The organism is Streptomyces sp. SID13666, from assembly GCF_010548325.1.
In the GTDB taxonomy this organism is placed as follows: Bacteria; Actinomycetota; Actinomycetes; order Streptomycetales; family Streptomycetaceae; genus Actinacidiphila; species Actinacidiphila fildesensis.
The window spans coordinates 17,502-37,571 of the sequence record NZ_JAAGLX010000040.1 but is presented as its reverse complement, the minus strand read 5'-3'; the positions used below and the strand labels follow the sequence as shown (position 1 = coordinate 37,571).

Here is a 20,070-nt window from a genome sequence, read left to right as displayed (position 1 = left end):
TCGGACGAATGGAGCCCGACCTGTTCACCGCAGCTGCCGAGGAACGCCAGGAGAGGGAGCCGGGCAACAGCCCGCTCGCCGTGCGGATGCGTCCGCGCGTCCTGGACGAGGTGGTCGGCCAGCAGCATCTGCTCAAGCAGGGAGCACCGCTGCGCCGGCTCGTCGGCGAGGGCAGCGGCGGCCCGGCGGGGCCGTCCTCGGTGATCCTGTGGGGCCCGCCCGGCACCGGCAAGACGACGCTCGCGTACGTGGTCAGCAAGGCCACCAACAAGCGCTTCGTCGAGCTCTCGGCGATCACCGCGGGCGTCAAGGAGGTCCGCGCGGTCATCGAGAGCGCCAAGCGGCAGTCCGGCGGCTACGACCGGGAGACGGTGCTCTTCCTGGACGAGATCCACCGCTTCAGCAAGGCGCAGCAGGACTCGCTGCTGCCGGCCGTCGAGAACCGCTGGGTCACCCTGATCGCGGCCACCACCGAGAACCCGTACTTCTCGATCATCTCCCCGCTGCTGTCCCGCTCGCTGCTGCTCACCCTGGAGCCGCTCACCGACGAGGACCTGAGCGGAGTGCTGCGCCGGGCGCTGACCCACGAGCGCGGTCTCGGCGGCGCCGTCACGCTCCCCGCCGACTCCGAGGCCCATCTGCTGCGCATCGCGGGCGGGGACGCACGGCGGGCCCTGACCGCCCTGGAGGCGGGCGCCGGCGCGGCCATCGCCAAGGGCGAAGCGGAGATCACCCTCAGCACGCTGGAGGAGTCCGTCGACCAGGCCGCGGTGAAGTACGACCGGGACGGCGACCAGCACTACGACGTGGCGAGCGCCCTGATCAAGTCCATCCGGGGCTCGGACGTGGACGCCACGCTGCACTATCTGGCGCGCATGATCGAGGCGGGGGAGGACCCCCGCTTCATCGCCCGCCGGCTGATGATCTCGGCGAGCGAGGACGTCGGCATGGCCGACCCCACCGCGCTGCAGACCGCGGTCGCCGCCGCGCAGGCCGTCGCGATGATCGGCTTCCCCGAGGCGCGCATCATCCTGTCGCAGGCCGCGATCGCGCTCGCCCTGGCGCCGAAGTCCAACGCGGCGTACATGGCGATCGACGCGGCGCTCGCCGATGTGCGCAAGGGCCTGGCGGGGCCGGTGCCGCCGCATCTGCGCGACGGGCACTACAAGGGCGCGGCCAAGCTCGGCCACGCGCAGGGCTACCAGTACCCGCACGATCTGCCCGGCGCCATCGCCGCCCAGCAGTACGCCCCCGACGAGATCCACGGCCGCCGCTACTACGAGCCCACCCGCTACGGTGCGGAGGCCCGGTACGCCGACGTCCTCGACCGCGTCCGGGAACGCCTGTCGGGGGAGTGACCCCGCCGGCAGGGCGAAGTGGCCGGGCCCGTGATCAGACCGGCAGTTCCTGGCGGTACTCCGCCATCGCCGGCACCGTCTTCGTGGCCAGGAACTCGGTGATCCGGTAGGCGCAGACCCCCGCGGTGACGAACGGGTCGCCGGAGACGATCTCCTCGATCGCCGCCCGGTCCCGGGCCACCGCGAGGATCACCCCGCCCTCGCGCGGCTCCTTGCGGCCCGAGGCCAGGAAAGCCCCGGCCGCGTACTGCAGGTCCAGCCAGCCGACGTGATCGGCGAGGACGGCGTCGACCTGCTCCACGGGGGCGGTGTACGTGATGTCGAGTACGAACATGAAAGTCAGGCTACGCCCCGTGAAGATCGTCCGCGGAGGCGCGGGCCGCGTCGAAGAGGGTGTGCATCGCGTGGTGCAACTCCTCGTGGCCGCGCACCGGTTCGGGGAAGTCGAAGCGCGCGTCGAAGCTGCCGTCGGGGTCGGTGAAGCGGACCCGCAGCCCGAAGCGGTCCAGCGCCACCGGCACCGCCGTCCGGGTGCCGGCGCACTCGGGGCCCCGTCCGCCGTAGCCGCCGACGAGCCCGCACAGCCACCCCACCTGGTCCTCGTGCGCGGCGGCCAGGTGCTGGAGCAGCTCGGACTCGTGGGCCGCCAGCGGGTCGGCGGTGGCGTCGGCGAACTCGTCGGGTTCCACCTGCTCCGCGCCCCACAGGTCGTCCACGGACGCCTCGCCGACCTCCAGCCGGAGCAGCGCGGTGCCGGGCACGACCGGTTCGTCGCGCACCGGCGTCAGCCAGCCCGCGATCCAGGCCCGCCCGCGGATCCGGTACGGCACCGAGACCGGTGCGACGTCCGTGATCTCCAGCACAGCGGTCAGCTCGTCGGCCTCGGCGTGGGTGGCGGCCCGCACGGCCGGGGAATCCACCGGGAACAGCAGGAACACGTCGCCCTCGGGGCCGACGCTGCGCATCTCGGGGACCATCTGACCGGGCAGTACGGGGTCCAGCCCGGGAATGACCAGGACAGCCGACGGGTTACCCTCGACTAGAGTTCGCGCGCGTTCGGCTGCCGATGGCATCCGGAGCGCATCGTCCACGTCGGGGCGCGGCTGACCGTGCGCAGGCATGGGGTTCCCGGGTCGAATCATGCGATCTCCTCAGCTAAGGTAAGCCTTACCTAATTTACATGGAGGATCGTTCCACGTGAACCAGTCGCGTCCCAAGGTCAAGAAGTCGCGTGCGCTCGGCATCGCGCTGACCCCGAAGGCAGTCAAGTACTTCGAGGCCCGCCCCTACCCGCCCGGCGAGCACGGTCGCGGTCGCAAGCAGAACAGCGACTACAAGACCCGTCTGCTCGAGAAGCAGCGTCTGCGTGCCCAGTACGACATCAGCGAAACGCAGATGCGCCGTGCCTACGACCGCGCTCGGAAGGTCGACCTCAAGACAGGCGAAGCGCTGATCATCGAGCTGGAGCGCCGTCTGGACGCGCTCGTCCTGCGGGCCGGTCTGGCCCGCACCATCTACCAGTCCCGGCAGATGGTCGTGCACGGTCACATCGAGGTCAACGGCCGCAAGGTCGACAAGCCCTCCTTCCGCGTGCGCCCCGACGACGTCGTCATGGTCCGCGAGCGCAGCCGCGAGAAGACCCCGTTCCAGGTCGCCCGTGAGGGTGGCTGGGCCGGCGAGGGCGAGACGCCGAAGTACCTGCAGGTCAACCTGCAGGCCCTGGCCTTCCGCCTGGACCGCGACCCGAACCGTCGCGAGATCCCGGTGATCTGCGACGAGCAGCTCGTCGTCGAGTACTACGCCCGCTGATCCAGCGAGAGCCCCCGTACTTCTCAGCCCGCCGTCTCCCCGCCGCCCACGGCAGGGGAGGCGGCGGGTTCGTGCGTACGGGGGCCGGCCACCCGCGCCACCGTGCCGAGCCGCTCCGGCGGCTGCTCCGCCGGCAGCTCGCGCAGCGCCCGTGCCACCGCCGCGTCCAGGCCGAACCGCGCGCCCTCAGCCAGCCCCGCCTCGTAGGCGGCATCGCCCAGGGCGGTCCTGGCCCGCTTCTCGCACAGCTCGTGCGGCGCGTTGAAGAACTGCGAGCCGAACAGCCGCAGGCCCACCGAGCGCCAGAGCCGGCCGGCCGCGCCCTGCAGCACCGCCGCCTCGTACGGCGCGCCCTCGCCCTCGGTGATCAGCGCCAGCAGCTCGATGGCGAGCACCGCGCCGACCAGGTCGTGGAAGGCGTGGTCGATGACCAGGCACTCCTCGACCAGTTCCCGGGCGGTGGCCGGGTCCCCGCCGAGCCAGGCCGCGTACCCCAGGACATAGAGCGCGTAGGCCAGCGCCCAGCGCTCACCGTGGTCGCGGCAGATGTCGCGGACCTCCTCGCTCAGCGCCACCGCCCGCTCGAGATCGCCCCGGAAGGCGACCGCCATCGCCAGCTCGACCTGCGCCATCAGCACATTGCTGTTGAGCTCGCCGATCTCGCGGTAGGCGTCCAGCGCCGCCCCGATCAGCTCCTCGGCCCTGACCATGTCGTCCGACAGCAGCGCGAGGCATCCCAGCCGGTGCACCGCGTACGCCGAGGCCGGCGCGTTGCCCGTCAGCGCGGCCTCGTCGCGGCACTCCTGCAGCACGCCGAGCGCGCACACCGGATCGCCCTGCAGCACGGCCACATACCCGTACACCCACATCGCCTTGGCCCGCGCCTCGGCGTGCGAGGTCTCCAGCTCCAGCGCTCTGGCCAGCCAGAGCCGGCCCTCGGACAGCCGGCCGCAGCCCACCCAGTAGAACCAGAGGGTGGCCGCGAGGTACTGGCCCACGTGCGGATCCTCGGCGCCGCTGAGGCTGAACTCCAGCGCCAGCCGCAGATTGGGCAGATCCGTCTCGACCCGGGCGGCGACCTCGGCCTGCCGGGGGCTGAACCAGTCCAGCTCGCACCAGGTGGCCAGCCCGAGGTACCAGTCGCGGTGCCGGCGCTGCATGCGCTCCGTGTCGTCCAGCGCCTCCAGCCAGCCGGCGCCGTACTCGCGGACGGTCTCCAGCATCCGGTAGCCGACGCCCGCCTCGCAGGCCACCACCGACTGCGCCACCAGCTGGGCGACCGTCTCCATGACGTCCTCGGCGGGCAGATCGGGACTGGAGCACACGTACTCCGCGGCCTCCAGGTCGAACAGCCCGGCGAAGACCGAGAGCCGGGCCCACAGCAGCCGCTGGGCGGGCGTGCACAGTTCGTGGCTCCAGCCGATCGCGGTCCGCAGTGTGTGATGCCGGGTCGGCGCGCTGGGGTCGCCGCCGGTCAGCAGCCGGAAACGGTCGTCGAGGCGCTGCAGCACCTGGTCCACCGAGAGCGCCCGCAGCCGGCCCGCCGCCAGTTCCAGCGCCAGCGGAATGCCGTCCAGCCGCCGGCACAGCTCCACCGTGGCCTCCTGGTCGGCCGCGGTGACCGTGAAGCCCGGCAGCACGGCGGCCGCCCGGTCGGCGAACAGCCGGACGGCGTCACCGTCCGCGGCCGCCGCGGGCAGCGGCGCCAGCGGGACGGTGTGCTCGCCGGTGATGCCCAGCGGCCGGCGCGCGGCGGCCAGCACCCGCAGCCCGGGCGCCCGGCGCAGCAGTTCCGCGACGAGTTCCGCGCACTCCCGCACCACATGCTCGAAACCGTCCAGCACCAGCAGCAGTTCACGTTCGGCCAGTTCCTCGGCGAGCGCGGTCCGCGGCGGCCGTCCGGTGTGGTCGGCCAGCTTCAGCGCCTCGGCCAGGCTGTGTTCCAGCAGCTCCGCGTTGTACAGGGCGGACAGCTCCACGAGCCACACCCCGTCGGGGAACCTGCCGGCCACCTGCCGTGCCGTCCGCACCGCCAGCCGGGTCTTGCCGACGCCGCCGACCCCGGTGATGGTGACCAGCCGCGCCTGCTCCAGCAAACCGGCGAGGGCCGAGAGTTCGGCGGCCCGCCCGACGAAGCTGTTCAGCTCGGCGGGGAGGTTTCCCGCAGTGTCCATGGTCTACGGAGAGTACGGGGTGGTAAGCGGAACGTACAATCACGCCACCTCCGGGGGCCCGGGGCACTACCCTGCGACGCTGCCGCCGCGCCGGGAATGCGGTACGAACGCCGAGGCCGGGCGCGATAGGGTCGGTAGCTGATTGTTGTTGTGAAGTGGTGACGGTGAGGGAGCGCAGCAACGTGTCCGGTGGAGAGGTGGCCGGCCTGATCGTGGCCGTCTTCTGGGCGATCCTGGTGTCGTTCCTGGCGGTGGCGCTCGTCCGGCTGTCCCAGACGCTCAGGAAGACCACCGAACTGGTCGCGAACGTCACCGAACAGGCCGTTCCGCTGCTCGGCGAGGCGACCTCGGCGCTCCGCTCCGCGCACACCCAGCTCGACCGGGTCGACACGATCACCGCGGACGTCGCCGAGGTGACCGCCAACGCCTCCGCGCTCTCCTCGACGGTGGCCTCCACCTTCGGCGGGCCGCTGGTGAAGGTCGCCGCCTTCGGCTACGGGGTGCGGCGCGCGGTCGGCCTGCAGGCCAAGGGCGCGGGGAAGACCCGCACCGTCGTGGTCGGCAAGGCGCTGCCGGCCGCCCGGCGCGGCAGCCGACGCAACCGTTCGAAGGGCTGACACACCATGTTCCGCCGCCTGTTCTGGTTCTTCACCGGCGCCGCCGCGGGCGTCTGGGCCACCACCAAGGTCAACCGCGCGGTGCGCAGGCTCTCCCCGGACAGCCTCGCCGCGACGGCGGCCGACAAGGCGCTCGAAACCGGCGCCCGCCTGCGGCTCTTCGCCCAGGACGTGCGCGCCGGGATGACCGAGCGCGAGATCGAACTCAAGGACGCGCTGGGCCTGGAGGCCGCCGAGGGAGACCTCCCCGGGCAGCGCCGGGCCGAACTCGACGCACCGCAGCCGCTCCCGCAGCAGTCACACCCCCAGAAGTCCTACAAGCAGTCGCACAAGCAGTCGTACAACCGGAAGGACAATCACTGATGGAGTCGGCAGAAATCCGCCGCCGCTGGCTGCGCTTCTTCGAGGAGCGCGGGCACACGGTCGTGCCCTCGGCGTCCCTCATCGCCGACGACCCGACGCTGCTGCTGGTCCCGGCGGGCATGGTCCCGTTCAAGCCGTACTTCCTCGGCGAGGTCAAGCCGCCCTTCGAGCGCGCCACCAGCGTGCAGAAGTGCGTGCGGACGCCCGACATCGAAGAGGTCGGCAAGACCACCCGGCACGGCACGTTCTTCCAGATGTGCGGCAACTTCTCCTTCGGCGACTACTTCAAGGAAGGCGCCATCACGTACGCCTGGGAGCTGCTCACCAGCTCCGTGGCGGACGGCGGCTACGGCCTGAAGCCCGAGAAGCTCTGGGTCACCGTGTACCTGGACGACGACGAGGCCGAGCGCATCTGGCGCGAGGTCGTGGGCGTCCCCGCCGAGCGGATCCAGCGCCTGGGCAAGGCCGACAACTACTGGTCCATGGGCGTCCCCGGACCGTGCGGACCCTGCTCCGAGATCAACTACGACCGGGGCCCGGCGTTCGGCGAGGAGGGCGGCCCGGCCGTCAACGACGAGCGCTACGTGGAGATCTGGAACCTGGTCTTCATGCAGTACGAGCGCGGCCCCGGCCAGGGCAAGGACGACTTCGAGATCCTCGGCGAGCTGCCGTCGAAGAACATCGACACCGGCCTCGGCCTCGAACGCCTCGCGATGATCCTGCAGGGCGTGCAGAACATGTACGAGACCGACACCCTGCGCGTGGTGATGGACACGGCCACCGAACTCACCGGTGTCCGGTACGGCGCCGAGCACGGCACCGACGTCTCGCTGCGCGTCGTCGCCGACCACATGCGCACCTCCGTGATGCTCATCGGCGACGGGGTCACCCCCGGCAACGAGGGCCGCGGCTACGTGCTGCGCCGCATCATGCGCCGTGCCATCCGCAACATGCGGCTGATGGGCGCCACCGGGCCGGTCGTCGGCGAGCTCGTGGACACCGTCATCAAGACGATGGGCGAGCAGTACCCGGAGCTGGTCACCGACCGCAAGCGCATCGAGACCGTCGCCCTCTCCGAGGAGGTCGCCTTCCTCAAGGCGATCAGCGGCGGCACCAACATCCTGGACTCCGCCGTCAGTGAGACCAAGGCCGCCGGCGGCACCGTCCTCTCCGGCGACAAGGCGTTCCTGCTGCACGACACGTGGGGCTTCCCGATCGACCTCACCCTCGAAATGGCCTCCGAGCAGGGCCTGTCGGTGGACGAGGAGGGCTTCCGCCGGCTCATGAAGGAGCAGCGGGACCGCGCCAAGGCCGACGCCCGCGGCAAGAAGCAGGGCCACGCCGACCTCTCGGCCTACCGTGAGGTCGCCGACCGCTCCGGCACCACCGAGTTCACCGGCTACAGCTCCAACCAGAACGAGGCCACCGTCGTCGGACTGCTCGTCGACGGTGTCCCGTCGCCGGCCGCCCACGAGGGCGACGAGGTCGAGATCGTCCTGGACCGCACCCCGTTCTACGCCGAGGGCGGCGGCCAGCTCGCCGACACCGGCCGGATCAGGATCGACACCGGCGCGATCATCGAGATCCGCGACGTGCAGCAGCCGGTGGCCGGCGTCAGCGTGCACAAGGGCGTCGTCCAGGTCGGCGAGGTCACCCTCGGCGCCGGCGCGCTCGCCCAGATCGACCTGGTGCGCCGCCGGGCCATCGCCCGCGCGCACAGCGCGACGCACCTCACGCACCAGGCGCTGCGGGACGCGCTCGGCCCCACCGCCGCCCAGGCCGGTTCGGAGAACTCCCCGGGGCGCTTCCGCTTCGACTTCGGCTCGCCCGCCGCCGTACCCGGCACGGTGCTCACCGACGTCGAACAGAAGATCAACGAGGTGCTCGCCCGGGAGCTCGACGTGACCGCCGAGGTCATGAGCATGGAAGAGGCCAAGAAGCAGGGCGCCATCGCCGAGTTCGGCGAGAAGTACGGCGACCGGGTCCGCGTGGTCACCATCGGCGACTTCTCCAAGGAGCTGTGCGGCGGTACGCACGTCGGCAACACCGCCCAGCTCGGGCTGGTCAAGCTGCTCGGTGAGTCGTCCATCGGCTCCGGAGTGCGCCGGGTCGAGGCGCTGGTCGGGGTGGACGCGTACAAGTTCCTGGCCCGTGAGCACACGGTCGTCGCGCAGCTCACCGAGCTGGTGAAGGGCCGTCCCGAGGAGCTGCCCGACAAGATCTCGGGCATGCTCGCCAAGCTCAAGGACGCGGAGAAGGAGATCGAGCGGTTCCGCGCCGACAAGGTCCTGCAGGCCGCGGCCGGACTGGCGCAGGGCGCCCAGGACATCAAGGGCGTGGCCCTGGTCACCGGCACCGTGCCGGAGGGCACCGGCGCCGACGACCTGCGCAAGCTCGTCCTGGACGTGCGGCAGCGCATCGGGGGCGGCCGGCGCGCCGTCGTCGCGCTGTTCACCGTGGCCAACGGCCGCCCGCTCACCGTCATCGCCACCAACGAGGCCGCCCGCGAGCGCGGTATCAAGGCCGGTGAACTCGTCAGGTCCGCCGCCAAGACCCTCGGTGGTGGTGGAGGCGGCAAGGACGACGTCGCGCAGGGCGGCGGCCAGAACCCGGCCGCCGTGGACGAGGCCGTCGCCGCGGTCCAGCGCCTGGTCGAAGAGAAGGCCTGACGGTGCGCAGAGGCAGGCGTATCGCCGTCGATGTCGGGGATGCCCGGATCGGGGTCGCCTCGTGCGACCCCGACGGGGTCCTCGCGACACCGGTCGAGACGGTTCCGGGGCGGGACGTCCCGGCGGCGCTGCGCCGCCTCGCGGCGATCATCGAGGAGTACGAGCCGATCGAGGTCGTCCTGGGGCTGCCGCGCTCGCTGAGCGGGAACGAGGGTCCCGCGGCGGTCAAGGTCCGGGCGTTCGCGCAGGATGTGGCAAAAATCATCGCGCCCGTCCCGGTGCGGCTGGTGGACGAGCGGATGACCACGGTCACCGCCACCCAGGGCCTGCGGGCATCGGGCGTCAAGGCCAAGAAGGGCCGTGCGGTGGTCGATCAGGCAGCCGCGATCGTCATCCTGCAGAGCGCCCTCGAGACCGAACGGGTGTCGGGGAAACCAGCGGGGGAGAGCGTCGAAGTGGTCATCTGATCGCGGTACGGTAACGTTCCGCGCGACACGGCGGCGCCACCTGGCGCCGCCCGTTTCGCAAGGGGCGGCCAGTTCCGAGGATGCGATCGCCCCGCGTACCGACGCGTACCAAGGGGATCGATGACTGACTATGGCCGGGGCTCCGGCTCCGAACCGTGGCATCCCGAGGACCCGCTCTTCGGTGACCAGGGGTACCAGCAGCAGCCGCGCCAGCCGCAGCCGCAGGACGACTGGGACCCCTACGCCACCGGGCAGCAGCCGCAGTACCCGTACAACGGTCAGCAGGCTCCCCAGCAGCAGTACCCCCCGCAGCAGCAATACCCCCAGAACCAGCAGCAGAACCCCCAACAGCAGCAATACCCCCAGAACCAGCAGCAGAACCCCCAACAGCAGCAATACCCGCAGAATCCGCAACAGCAGCAGTACCCCCAGCAGGAGCAGTACCCGCAGCAGGGGTACCCCCAGCAGCACCAGCAGTACCCGCAGCAGCAGCAACAGCACCTCCAGCAGGGCCAGCAGCAGTACAACGACTGGGACACCTCCGGAGGTTCGTCCGCCCCGTACGGTGCCAACCCCGGCGATCCCTACGGCGGCCAGCCGCCGGCCGATCCCTACGGCGCCCAGCAGCCCGACTTCTACGGCCAGGGCGGCTACCCGCCCCCGCAGCAGCCGCAGCACCGGCAGCCGCCGGAGCAGCAGCCCCAGCAGCCGATGCGGTCCGCCCCGGACAACACCGGCGACTGGGAGGCCGAGTCCGAGCCGGAGACGCACGCCTTCTTCGCCGACGACACGGACGAGGAAGAGCCGGACGACGACACCCCGGCCGGCCGCGGTGGACGCAAGCGTGGCGGCAAGGGCGGCAAGAAAGAGGGCAAGAAGCGCCGCAGCGGCTGCGCCTGCCTGGTCGTCCTGCTGGTCCTTGGCGGCGGCATCGGCGGTGCCGGCTACTTCGGCTACCAGTTCTACGAGAGCCACTTCGGCGCGGCACCCGACTTCTCGGGCGAGGGCACCGGCGACGTACAGGTCGAGATCAAAAAGGGCTCGACGCTCACGGACATGGGCAACATCCTCAAGGCGGCGGGCGTGGTGAAGAGCGTCGACGCCTTCACCGCGGCGGCCGGCAAGAACCCCAAGGGCAAGAGCATCCAGGCCGGCATCTTCCTCCTCCACAAGGAGATGTCGGCGGCGGCGGCGGTCACGATGATGACCGACCCGTCCAAGCAGAGCGCCATCATCATTCCCGAGGGATGGCGCGACACTCAGGTCTACGCGTTGATCGACAACAAGTTGGGACTCGCGGCGGGTACGACCAAGGGTGTGGCGATCGCCAAGGCCAAGAGTCTCGGTCTGCCAGCCTGGGCGAATTCAGCCGCGAATATCAAGGACCCGCTGGAAGGCTTCCTCTTCCCCACGCGCTACAGCGTAGGAAAGGGCATGAAGCCCGAGGAAGTACTGAGCCAGATGGTCAAGGAAGCCTCGAAGCGGTACGCGGAGTACGACCTCGCGGGCGAGGCGACGAAGCTGGGCCTCAAGTCGCCGCTCGAAGTCATCACGGTCGCGAGCCTGGTGCAGGCCGAGGGAAAGACGACGGACGACTTCCGTAAGATGTCGCGCGTTGTCTACAACCGCCTGAATCCGAAGAACACCGAGACCAATGGCAAGCTCGAGTTCGACTCCACATTCAACTACATCAAGAACCAGCACAACACAAAGCTGAATCTTGCCGAAATGCGTAAGCTGAACGACCCGTACAACACGTACCACAACGCGGGTCTTCCGCCCGGCCCGATCGGCAACCCGAGTATCGACGCGCTGAAGGCAGCCATCGATCCCGAGCCCGGTGACTGGTACTACTTCATCTCGCTGGACGGGAAGAAGACTCAGTTCACCAAGACCTTGGCAGAACACGACAAACTCGCCAGGCAGTACAAGGGCTAGCGGCAAGACATGTGGAGGGCTTCGGCGGGGAGCCGGCTGCACGGCACCCCGACGAAGCCCTGCGTCTCTATGAGCTGGTCTTGCGGTCCAGCATCAGGATCGGACCCGCTCGATAGCTGTGCTGCGAGACGACACCAGCGATCAATGGATCATAGAGATTCATAGCGCAATTGCTTAGAACTGGGCGGTCCAGTCTTGCGAAGCGTCCGCATAATAATCTTCTTGGATAACATTGGTTCCGTTTTCGAGGCTCCAATTTGCGCCGGTTATCCACTGATTACTACTGTAGCCGCGGAGGCCGATGGCGCCACTATTTGTTCGCCAGTTTTGGACTTCGGCACCATTGCAAGGCCAGAGAGTGAGTTGGGCGCCACTTTTGCTGCTGTTTCCGTAGGGAGTGAGGCACTTTCCGCTCGCATTGTTCACGAGTTGATAAAGATTGCCCCCCAATGCCATTGTTGACTGGCGCCCCCATTGCAAGGCCATACGGTTATGCGAGTTCCATTTGCCGTTCCGTTCCCGTATGGGGTCAGGCATTTCGGAGACCAATTGACCCGAAGATTTCCGATCACCCCGGATCCGCTGGGAGCGGCATTCGCCACACCACCGCACGTTATGGATATAAATATGAATGCCGCTGCGATCGCTATGGACTTTCTTGAAGACATGGAATCTCCTTTGTTTGCATGAAGTAGTGATCATCTCATGCCCGCGAGGCGCCATGGAAGAGCATCTTTTTTGGAAACATTTAGAAGGGGATCGTAGCGCTATAGATACCTTCGACTTGTGGAAATGGGTGAGATTCTATGCTTATATCGGACATGTGGCAGCGCTTTGTCTCGCCTGAACGCATAAATCGGCGTACTGGTGAAGGGCGACTGTGTCGAAGCCGCATCCCTCCTGGACCGGACTGGGGTAAGGGACTCCAAGGACCCCGCCGGTCCAGTCGTGGCCTTCAATTTCGAAGCGTGGTCGGCGTTCGTTGCCGACGTGAAGCGCGACGCGTTCCGGGCGGTATGACCGCCCACGACCAATCGGCGTTGGTCGAGAAGATCGGTTGCGCGGCTGGTTTGCTGCCCGGCCCCGCACGCTGCCCCGAGAAGGTGCATCCCGACGCCGCTACGGCCGCTCGGCGGAACGTGGACGTCAACGTCCGGCTAAGCAGCGTATGCCTGCACGATGTGGGTGCCCAGGGAGGCAACCAGCGGATCGACATTGGGCTGACGCTGCCCATCCGTATTCTGGGGTGATCAGCGGGACCGGGCATGACCGCGCGCCTCACTCGGGAGGCAGCGGGACCGGCGGAACGGAAACGGGCAACGTGAACGTGGAGCAGCGCCGGGCAGCAGTTCTGGGATCGCCGATCGCCCACTCGCTCTCACCGGTGCTGCACCGGGCCGCGTACGCCGAGCTCGGTCTCAGCGGCTGGCGCTACGACCCCTTCGAGGTGGACGAGGCTGCGCTGCCCGGCTTCCTGGCCGGGCTCCGGGACGGCACGGGGGAGCCGGGCAGCTGGGCCGGGCTGTCGCTGACGATGCCGCTCAAGCGCGCGGTCATCCCGCTGCTGGACGAGGTCAGCGCCACCGCGGCCTCCGTCGAGGCCGTCAACACCGTGGTCTTCACCGCGGACGGCCGGCTGACCGGCGACAACACCGACATCCCGGGAATCGCCGCCGCGCTGCGCGAACACGGTGTGACGAGCGTGGAGTCCGCGGTCGTGCTCGGCGCCGGGGCGACCGCCTCGTCCGCGCTGGCCGCGCTCGCCCGGATCTGCGCCGGCGAGGTCACCGTGTACGTGCGCAGCGCCGCGCGTGCCGCCGAGATGCGCGAGTGGGGCGAACGGCTGGGCGTGCGGGTGCGCACCGAGGACTGGGGCGACGCGGCGAAGGCCTTCGAGGCACCGCTGGTGATCGCCACCACCCCGGCGGGCGCCACCGACGGCCTCGCCGAGTTCGTGCCGGAGCGGCCGGGCGCGCTCTTCGACGTGCTGTACCACCCGTGGCCGACCGCCCTCGCGGCGGCCTGGACGGCCCGCGGTGGCGAGGTCGTCGGCGGCCTCGACCTCCTGGTGCACCAAGCCGTGCTCCAGGTCGAGCGGATGACCGGCCGGACGCCCGCACCGCTCGCGGCGATGCGCGCCGCCGGCGAGGCGGCACTGGGTGTCTGACACCGGCGGCGTCCACCCGTTCTGAGCCCGCCGCGCCGCCACGTCCACAACCTGGACCGGAGGCGGGACGTCCGCCCCGGCCGTGGGAGGATCGGTGGTGGCGGGCCAGGGCCGCGCACCCGGCCGTGCCGTTGAATTTCGGACGTTCGAGGCGCGAGCAAGAGGAGCACCGTTGAGCAGGTTGCGCTGGCTGACCGCGGGGGAGTCGCACGGTCCCGCACTCGTCGCGACGCTGGAGGGGCTGCCCTCCGGCGTACCCGTCACCACGGCGATGGTGGCGGACGCGCTGGCGCGCCGGCGGCTGGGTTATGGCCGCGGTGCCCGGATGAAGTTCGAGCAGGACGAGGTCACCTTCCTCGGCGGCGTACGGCACGGCCTGACCATGGGCAGCCCGGTCGCCATCATGGTCGGCAACACCGAGTGGCCCAAGTGGGAACAGGTCATGGCGGCCGACCCCGTCGACCCGGAGATCCTGGCCGGTCTGGGGCGCAACGCGCCGCTGACCCGCCCGCGCCCCGGCCACGCGGACCTCGCCGGTATGCAGAAGTACGCGCTGGACGAGGCCCGGCCGATCCTGGAGCGCGCCAGCGCCCGGGAGACCGCCGCCCGCGTCGCGCTGGGCGCCGTCGCCCGCTCCTACCTCAAGGAGACGACGGGCATCGAGATCGTCAGCCATGTCGTCGAACTGGCCGCGGCCAAGGCCCCGTACGGGGTCCTGCCGGTGCCCGCCGACGAGGCCCGGCTCGACGCCGACCCGGTGCGCTGCCTGGACTCCGACGCGAGCGACGCGATGGTCGCCGAGATCGACCAGGCCCACAAGGACGGCGACACCCTGGGCGGAGTCGTCGAGGTGCTGGCGTACGGCGTTCCCGTCGGACTCGGCAGCCACGTCCACTGGGACCGCCGGCTCGACGCGCGGCTGGCCGCCGCCCTGATGGGCATCCAGGCGATCAAGGGCGTCGAGGTCGGCGACGGCTTCGGGCTGGCCCGGGTGCCGGGTTCGCAGGCGCACGACGAGATCGTGCCCGGCCCCGAGGGCATCCGCCGCTCCACCGGCCGCTCCGGCGGCACCGAGGGCGGGATGAGCACCGGTGAGCTGCTGCGGGTCCGGGCGGCGATGAAGCCGATCGCGACGGTGCCGCGCGCCCTGGCCACCGTCGACGTCACCACCGGTGAGGTCGCCGCGGCCCATCACCAGCGCTCGGACGTCTGCGCGGTGCCGGCCGCCGGGATCGTCGCGGAGGCCATGGTCGCGCTGGTGCTCGCCGACGCGGTCGCGGAGAAGTTCGGCGGCGACTCGGTGGGCGAGACCCGGCGCAACGTCCAGGGGTACCTCGAGAACCTGGCGATCCGTTGACCGGGCCGCTGGTCGTCCTCGTCGGCCCGCCCGGTGCGGGCAAGACCACCGTCGGCATGCTGCTCGCGGCCCGGCTCGGCACCACCTACCGGGACACCGACGCGGATGTCGCGCAGACCGCGGGCAAGTCCATCCCGGAGATCTTCATCAACGACGGTGAGGACCACTTCCGGCAGCTCGAACTGGCCGCGGTCACCGACGCCCTCGCCGAGCACACCGGCGTACTGGCGCTCGGCGGCGGAGCGATCATGTCGCCGGTCGCCCGCAGCCTGCTGCGCGGCCGCCCGGTGGTCTTCCTGGACGTCGGGGTCAACGACGCCGTCAAGCGGGTCGGGCTGGACGCCCCACGCCCGCTGCTCGCCGTCGCCCCGCGCCAGCAGTGGCGCGAGCTGATGGAGAAGCGCCGTCCGCTGTACACCGAGGTCGCCCGCGCGGTCGTCTCCACCGACGACCGCACCCCCGAGGACGCTGCCGAAGCGGTCCTCGACGCACTGGAGTTGAAGGACGCATGAGCGAGAACCCCACCCGTATCGCGATCGCCGGCACCGCGGGTACGGAACCCTACGAGGTGCTGGTCGGACGCCAGCTGCTGGCCGAGCTGCCCGCCCTCATCGGGCCGGCCGCCAAGCGGGTCGCGGTCCTGCACCCGGAGGCGCTCGCCGCCACCGGCGAGGCGCTGCGCGCTGACCTCGCCGAGCAGGGCTTCGAGGCCATCGCGATCCAGCTGCCGAACGCCGAGGAGGCCAAGACCGTCGAGGTCGCCGCCTACTGCTGGAAGGCGCTGGGCCAGACCGGCTTCACCCGCACCGACGTGATCGTCGGCGTCGGCGGCGGAGCCACCACGGACATCGCCGGCTTCGTGGCGGCGACCTGGCTGCGCGGAGTGCGCTGGATCGCCGTCCCCACCACCGTGCTGGGCATGGTGGACGCGGCGGTCGGCGGGAAGACCGGCATCAACACCGCCGAGGGCAAGAACCTGGTCGGGGCGTTCCACCCGCCGACCGGGGTGCTGTGCGACCTCGCGGCGCTGGACTCGCTGCCGCCCAACGACTACATCAGCGGCCTCGCCGAGATCATCAAGGCCGGCTTCATCGCCGACCCGGTGATCCTGGACCTGATCGAGGCCGACCCGGCCGGGGCCCGTACGCCGCAGGGCGAGCACACCGCCGAGCTGATCGTGCGCTCCATCCAGGTCAAGGCCGACGTGGTCTCCGCCGACCTCAAGGAGAGCGGCCCGCGCGAGATCCTGAACTACGGCCACACCCTGGCGCACGCCATCGAGAAGAACGAGCGCTACAACTGGCGGCACGGCGCCGCGGTCTCCATCGGCATGGTCTTCGCCGCCGAGCTGGGCCGGCTGGCCGGCCGGCTGGACGACGCGACCGCCGACCGGCACCGCACCGTCCTGGAGTCGGTGGGGCTGCCGCTGACCTACCGCGGGGACCAGTGGCCGAAGCTGCTGGACACCATGCGCGTCGACAAGAAGTCCCGCGGTGACCTGCTGCGCTTCATCGTGCTGGACGGGCTGGCCAAGCCCACCGTCCTGGAGGGCCCGGACCCGGCGGTCCTGGTGGCCGCCTACGCGGAGGTCTCCAAGTGACCGGGGTGAGCGGCCGCGTCCTGGTGCTGAACGGGCCGAACCTCGGCCGGCTCGGCTCCCGCGAGCCCGACGTGTACGGCGCCACCTCGTACGCCGGGCTCGTCGAGGCCTGCACCACCCTCGGCAAGGAGCTCGGCTTCGACGTCGAGGTCCGCGAGACCAACGACGAGGGCGAGCTGATCCGCTGGCTGCACGAGGCGGCCGACGGCCGGATCCCGGTCGTCATCAACCCGGGCGCGTTCACCCACTACTCGTACGGGATCCGGGACGCGGCGGCGCAGCGCACCGCTCCGCTCATCGAGGTGCACATCTCGAACCCGTACACCCGTGAGGAATTCCGCCACACCTCGGTCATCGCGGCCGTCTCCACCGGTACCGTCGCCGGCTTCGGCATCGGCTCCTACCGGCTGGCGCTGCGCGCCCTGGCGGAGGAGATCACCGGCTGACATCGCCGTCCGGGCACCTGTGCCGCTCCCCGGCCGTTCACACAAGAGCCTCCGGGGACGGTACGGTTCGGTTCGAACGGCCTGTTCCCGGCCGTCACGGAAGCAGAACCTCCGGCACGAGATGGAGTGGGACGGGATGCAGCACGCTGTGGGGGCACCGCAGCCCGGCCGGCCGGGACCTCAGCCGGCCCCCAGCACCACCGGCCACTTCCCCCTGCCTGCCGCCGGCCCGGTCCAGCTGCCCGCCGCTTCCGGCGGCTCGCCGCCGGGCGGCGGCCCGGGGCCCGTGGCGGTCCTGCTGATCGGCGCGGCCGGGGCCGGCAAGACCACCATCGCCCGGCACTGGGCGGACAACCGCGGCGTACCGACCGCCCACATCAGCCTCGACGACGTCCGCGAGTGGGTCCGCTCCGGTTTCGCGGACCCGCAGGCCGGCTGGAACGAGCACTCCGAAGCCCAGTACCGGCTGGCCCGCCGCACCTGCGGCTTCTCGGCCCGGAACTTCCTGGCCAACGGCATATCGTGCATCATCGACGACGCGGTCTTCCCGGACCGGCCGGTCGTCGGCCTCGGCGGCTGGAAGCGGCACGTCGGCCCCGGCCTGCTGCCCGTCGTCCTGCTCCCGGGCCTGGACGTGGTGCTGGCCCGCAACGCCGCGCGCAACGGGAACCGGCGGCTGTCCGACGAGGAGGTCGCCCGGATCCACGGCCGGATGGCCGGCTGGTACGGATCAGGGCTGCCGATCATCGACAATTCGCAGCTCGACGTGGTCGCGGCGGCCGCGGCGCTGGACCGGGTCGTGGCCCGCAGCGTCCAGGGCCCGCCCGTCTGGTAGCCCGGCGGGCCGTCCCCGGTCGGACGCGCTCGGGCGGCCCCCCGGGCGGCCCGCACGTACGCTCGCGACATGTCCGACGTGCACGCAGCCCGCAGAGAACGCCTGCGCGACCGATGCGCGGCGTCCGGAGCGGCGGCGGCGCTGGTCTCCCGCCCCGCGAACGTCCGCTATCTGACCGGCTGCGCGCCCACCGGCGCGGTCCTGCTGATCGGCCCCGGCGACCAGGACGCGCTGGTCCGCAGCCGCCCCGCGGTCGGGGACCTGTCCGAGGCGCAGCCGCCGGAGGACGTACGGACCGTGGTCCTGGCCCGGTCGGACGGCGATCCGGTGGTGGCCGCCGCCGGACTGGTCCTCGACCGGCGGGGCGACACGCTGGCCGTCGAGGAACACCACCTCACGGTCAGCCGGCACCGGGCGATCGGCTCGGTCGCGCCCGGCCTGCGGCTGACCGACCTCCGCGGGGCCGTGGAACAGCTGCGGGTGGTCAAGGACGAGCAGGAGATCGCCTCGATCCGGATCGCCGCCGAACTCGCCGACCAGGCGCTCGGCGAGCTGCTGGAGTCGATCCTGGTCGGCAGGACCGAGCGGCACCTCGCGCTGGAACTGGAGCGCCGGCTGGTCGACCACGGCGCGGACGGTCCGGCCTTCCCCACCTGTGTGGGCACCGGGCCGCACTCGGGGGCCGCGCGGCACGTCCCCACCGACCGGCGCGTCGAGGAGGGCGACTTCCTCACCGTCCGGCTCGGCGCCTGCTACCGCGGATACCGCTGCGAGGTCGGCCGCACCTTCGTCGTGGGGACTTCTCCCGCTGACTGGCAGATCGAGCTGTACGAGCTGGTCTTCGCCGCCCAGCGGGCCGGCCGGGAGGCGCTCGCACCCGGTGTGGCCTGCCGTGATGTGGACCACGCGGCGCGCTCCGTACTGGCCGCCGCGGGCTACGGGGAGGCCCTCGGAGAGGTGACGGGACACGGCGTGGGACTCGAAATCGACGAGGACCCTCGGCTGTCACCTGCGGCCATGGGTAAACTGGACGCTTGCGTGCCGGTCACCGTCGAACCGGGGGTCCACCTTCCGGGCCGCGGCGGTGTCCGCATCGACGACACACTCGTCGTACGTCCACCGACGGACGGCGGGCCCGAGCTACTCACCATTACGACCAAGGAACTGCTCGCCCTGTAAAAGGGCGCGCCCCCTCGGTCTCCGAAGCTGCACTTTCAGGAGATTCCGCAACCGTGGCATCCACGAACGACCTCAAGAACGGCCTCGTGCTCAAGCTCGACGGCGGCCAGCTCTGGACCGTTGTCGAGTTCCAGCACGTCAAGCCCGGCAAGGGCCCCGCCTTCGTCCGCACGAAGCTCAAGCACGTGCTGTCCGGCAAGGTCGTCGACAAGACCTTCAACGCCGGCATCAAGGTCGAGACGGCCAACGTCGACAAGCGCGGTATGCAGTTCTCCTACAAGGACGGCACCGACTTCGTCTTCATGGACACCGACACCTTCGACCAGGTGTACATCACCCCCGAGGTCGTCGGCGACGCCGCCAACTACCTCCTCGAAGGCTTCGAGGCCGTCGTGGCGATGTACGAGGGCGCTCCGCTCTACATCGAGCTCCCGGCCTCCGTCGAGCTGGTCATCGAGTACACCGAGCCGGGTGTCCAGGGCGACCGGTCCACCGGTGGCTCCAAGCCGGCCCGGCTCGAGACCGGCTACGAGATCGGCGTTCCGCTCTTCATCACCACCGGTGAGAAGATCAAGGTCGACACCCGTTCGGGTGACTATCTCGGCCGGGTGAACAGCTAACGTGGCTGCTCGGAACAAGGCCCGCAAGCGTGCCTTCCAGATCCTCTTCGAAGCGGATCAGCGGGGTGTCGACCCGAAGACCGCCATGGCGGACTGGATCCGGCTCGCCCGGACCGACGACCGGCAGCCGCCGGTCACCGAGTACACCATGCAGCTGGTCGAGGGGTACGCCGCCAACGCGCCCCGCATCGACGAGCTGCTCGCGACCTACTCGGTGGGCTGGACGCTGGACCGGATGCCGGTCGTCGACCGGAACGTCCTGCGGCTCGGCACCTATGAGCTGATCTGGGAGGACGAGACCCCGGACGCGGTCGTGCTGGACGAGGCGGTCCAGCTCGCCAAGGAGTTCTCCACCGATGAGTCGCCCGCCTTCGTCAACGGGCTGCTGGCCCGTCTGAAGGACCTCAAGCCGACTCTCCGGCGATAGCGTCACCCGCACCGACCAGGCCCGGAGCAGAAGCTGAACAATCT

Annotated in this window: 22 protein-coding genes; 18 read left to right on the top strand and 4 right to left on the bottom strand. The window is 70.5% G+C overall.

The genetic code is table 11. The features are described 5' to 3' along the window. Positions 1-8 precede the first annotated feature (8 nt). Complete coding sequence (locus G3I60_RS34350; RefSeq protein ID WP_164608126.1) at positions 9-1,358, top strand: replication-associated recombination protein A; 1,350 nt, start codon at positions 9-11, stop codon at positions 1,356-1,358. A gap of 34 nt (positions 1,359-1,392) precedes the next feature. Here the strand turns inward: G3I60_RS34350 and G3I60_RS34345 are convergent, their stop codons facing one another. Further along, a complete protein-coding gene (locus G3I60_RS34345; RefSeq protein ID WP_138352619.1) occupies positions 1,393-1,692 on the bottom strand; it encodes a YciI family protein in 300 nt (99 codons plus the stop codon). 10 nt (positions 1,693-1,702) lie between these two features. After that, a complete protein-coding gene (locus tag G3I60_RS34340; protein WP_138352723.1) occupies positions 1,703-2,431 on the bottom strand; it encodes a DUF2470 domain-containing protein in 729 nt (242 codons plus the stop codon). A gap of 124 nt (positions 2,432-2,555) precedes the next feature. Between G3I60_RS34340 and rpsD the strand changes: the two genes are divergently transcribed. After that, on the top strand, positions 2,556-3,167 hold the full coding sequence (rpsD, locus tag G3I60_RS34335; RefSeq protein WP_138352618.1) for a 30S ribosomal protein S4: 612 nt from the start codon (positions 2,556-2,558) through the stop codon (positions 3,165-3,167). Positions 3,168-3,190: 23 nt separating this feature from the next. On the opposite strand, the gene G3I60_RS34330 is transcribed toward rpsD, so the two are convergent. Further along, positions 3,191-5,341, bottom strand: coding sequence for an AAA family ATPase (locus tag G3I60_RS34330; protein ID WP_164296848.1), 2,151 nt, complete (start codon positions 5,339-5,341; stop codon positions 3,191-3,193). Between the two features lie 182 nt (positions 5,342-5,523). Here G3I60_RS34330 and G3I60_RS34325 point away from each other — a divergent pair, with 182 nt between their 5' ends. From G3I60_RS34325 to mltG, 5 genes are all read left to right on the top strand, one after another. Next, positions 5,524-5,958, top strand: coding sequence for a DUF948 domain-containing protein (locus G3I60_RS34325; protein WP_138352616.1), 435 nt, complete (start codon positions 5,524-5,526; stop codon positions 5,956-5,958). 6 nt (positions 5,959-5,964) lie between these two features. Next, on the top strand, positions 5,965-6,321 hold the full coding sequence (locus tag G3I60_RS34320) for a DUF6167 family protein (protein ID WP_138352615.1): 357 nt from the start codon (positions 5,965-5,967) through the stop codon (positions 6,319-6,321). Beyond that, positions 6,321-8,990 carry an alanine--tRNA ligase gene (gene alaS, locus G3I60_RS34315; protein WP_164608124.1) on the top strand — a complete coding sequence of 890 codons (2,670 nt, stop codon included), beginning with the start codon at positions 6,321-6,323 and terminating at the stop codon, positions 8,988-8,990. The genes G3I60_RS34320 and alaS overlap by 1 nt, the downstream gene beginning before the upstream one ends. 2 nt (positions 8,991-8,992) lie before the next feature. Next, the gene (gene ruvX, locus G3I60_RS34310; protein WP_138352613.1) at positions 8,993-9,457 is read left to right on the top strand and encodes a Holliday junction resolvase RuvX; all 465 of its coding nucleotides are present in this window, start codon (positions 8,993-8,995) and stop codon (positions 9,455-9,457) included. Positions 9,458-9,577: 120 nt separating this feature from the next. After that, a complete protein-coding gene (gene mltG, locus G3I60_RS34305; protein WP_164296845.1) occupies positions 9,578-11,395 on the top strand; it encodes an endolytic transglycosylase MltG in 1,818 nt (605 codons plus the stop codon). 174 nt (positions 11,396-11,569) lie between these two features. Here mltG and G3I60_RS47140 read toward each other — a convergent pair whose 3' ends face one another. Beyond that, positions 11,570-11,851 carry an RICIN domain-containing protein gene (locus G3I60_RS47140; RefSeq protein ID WP_369334872.1) on the bottom strand — a complete coding sequence of 94 codons (282 nt, stop codon included), beginning with the start codon at positions 11,849-11,851 and terminating at the stop codon, positions 11,570-11,572. A gap of 411 nt (positions 11,852-12,262) precedes the next feature. On the opposite strand from G3I60_RS47140, the gene G3I60_RS34295 reads away from it, so the two are divergent. From G3I60_RS34295 to nusB, 11 genes are all read left to right on the top strand, one after another. Beyond that, positions 12,263-12,415 (top strand): DUF397 domain-containing protein, encoded by a 153-nt coding sequence (locus tag G3I60_RS34295; protein WP_343241758.1) that lies wholly within the window; start codon positions 12,263-12,265, stop codon positions 12,413-12,415. After that, on the top strand, positions 12,412-12,645 hold the full coding sequence (locus G3I60_RS34290; RefSeq protein ID WP_164296825.1) for a hypothetical protein: 234 nt from the start codon (positions 12,412-12,414) through the stop codon (positions 12,643-12,645). Before G3I60_RS34295 ends, G3I60_RS34290 begins: the two co-directional genes overlap by 4 nt. Before the next feature lie 71 nt (positions 12,646-12,716). After that, positions 12,717-13,562: a shikimate dehydrogenase gene (locus G3I60_RS34285; protein WP_343241756.1), complete on the top strand. Its 846-nt coding sequence runs from the start codon at positions 12,717-12,719 to the stop codon at positions 13,560-13,562. A gap of 172 nt (positions 13,563-13,734) precedes the next feature. Then, positions 13,735-14,919, top strand: coding sequence for a chorismate synthase (gene aroC, locus G3I60_RS34280; protein WP_164296840.1), 1,185 nt, complete (start codon positions 13,735-13,737; stop codon positions 14,917-14,919). After that, positions 14,916-15,431, top strand: coding sequence for a shikimate kinase (locus G3I60_RS34275; RefSeq protein ID WP_138352609.1), 516 nt, complete (start codon positions 14,916-14,918; stop codon positions 15,429-15,431). The genes aroC and G3I60_RS34275 overlap by 4 nt, the downstream gene beginning before the upstream one ends. Beyond that, positions 15,428-16,519 (top strand): 3-dehydroquinate synthase, encoded by a 1,092-nt coding sequence (gene aroB, locus G3I60_RS34270; RefSeq protein ID WP_138352608.1) that lies wholly within the window; start codon positions 15,428-15,430, stop codon positions 16,517-16,519. The genes G3I60_RS34275 and aroB overlap by 4 nt, the downstream gene beginning before the upstream one ends. A gap of 5 nt (positions 16,520-16,524) precedes the next feature. After that, positions 16,525-16,965, top strand: a complete 441-nt coding sequence (gene aroQ, locus G3I60_RS34265; protein ID WP_138352722.1) for a type II 3-dehydroquinate dehydratase — start codon at positions 16,525-16,527, stop codon at positions 16,963-16,965. 136 nt (positions 16,966-17,101) lie between these two features. Further along, on the top strand, positions 17,102-17,800 hold the full coding sequence (locus G3I60_RS34260) for an AAA family ATPase (RefSeq protein ID WP_138352607.1): 699 nt from the start codon (positions 17,102-17,104) through the stop codon (positions 17,798-17,800). 69 nt (positions 17,801-17,869) lie between these two features. Further along, positions 17,870-18,979 carry an aminopeptidase P family protein gene (locus G3I60_RS34255; protein WP_164296836.1) on the top strand — a complete coding sequence of 370 codons (1,110 nt, stop codon included), beginning with the start codon at positions 17,870-17,872 and terminating at the stop codon, positions 18,977-18,979. 53 nt (positions 18,980-19,032) lie between these two features. Beyond that, on the top strand, positions 19,033-19,599 hold the full coding sequence (gene efp, locus G3I60_RS34250) for an elongation factor P (protein WP_138352605.1): 567 nt from the start codon (positions 19,033-19,035) through the stop codon (positions 19,597-19,599). Position 19,600: 1 nt separating this feature from the next. After that, positions 19,601-20,026, top strand: a complete 426-nt coding sequence (gene nusB / locus G3I60_RS34245; protein WP_138352604.1) for a transcription antitermination factor NusB — start codon at positions 19,601-19,603, stop codon at positions 20,024-20,026. Positions 20,027-20,070: the final 44 nt, after the last annotated feature.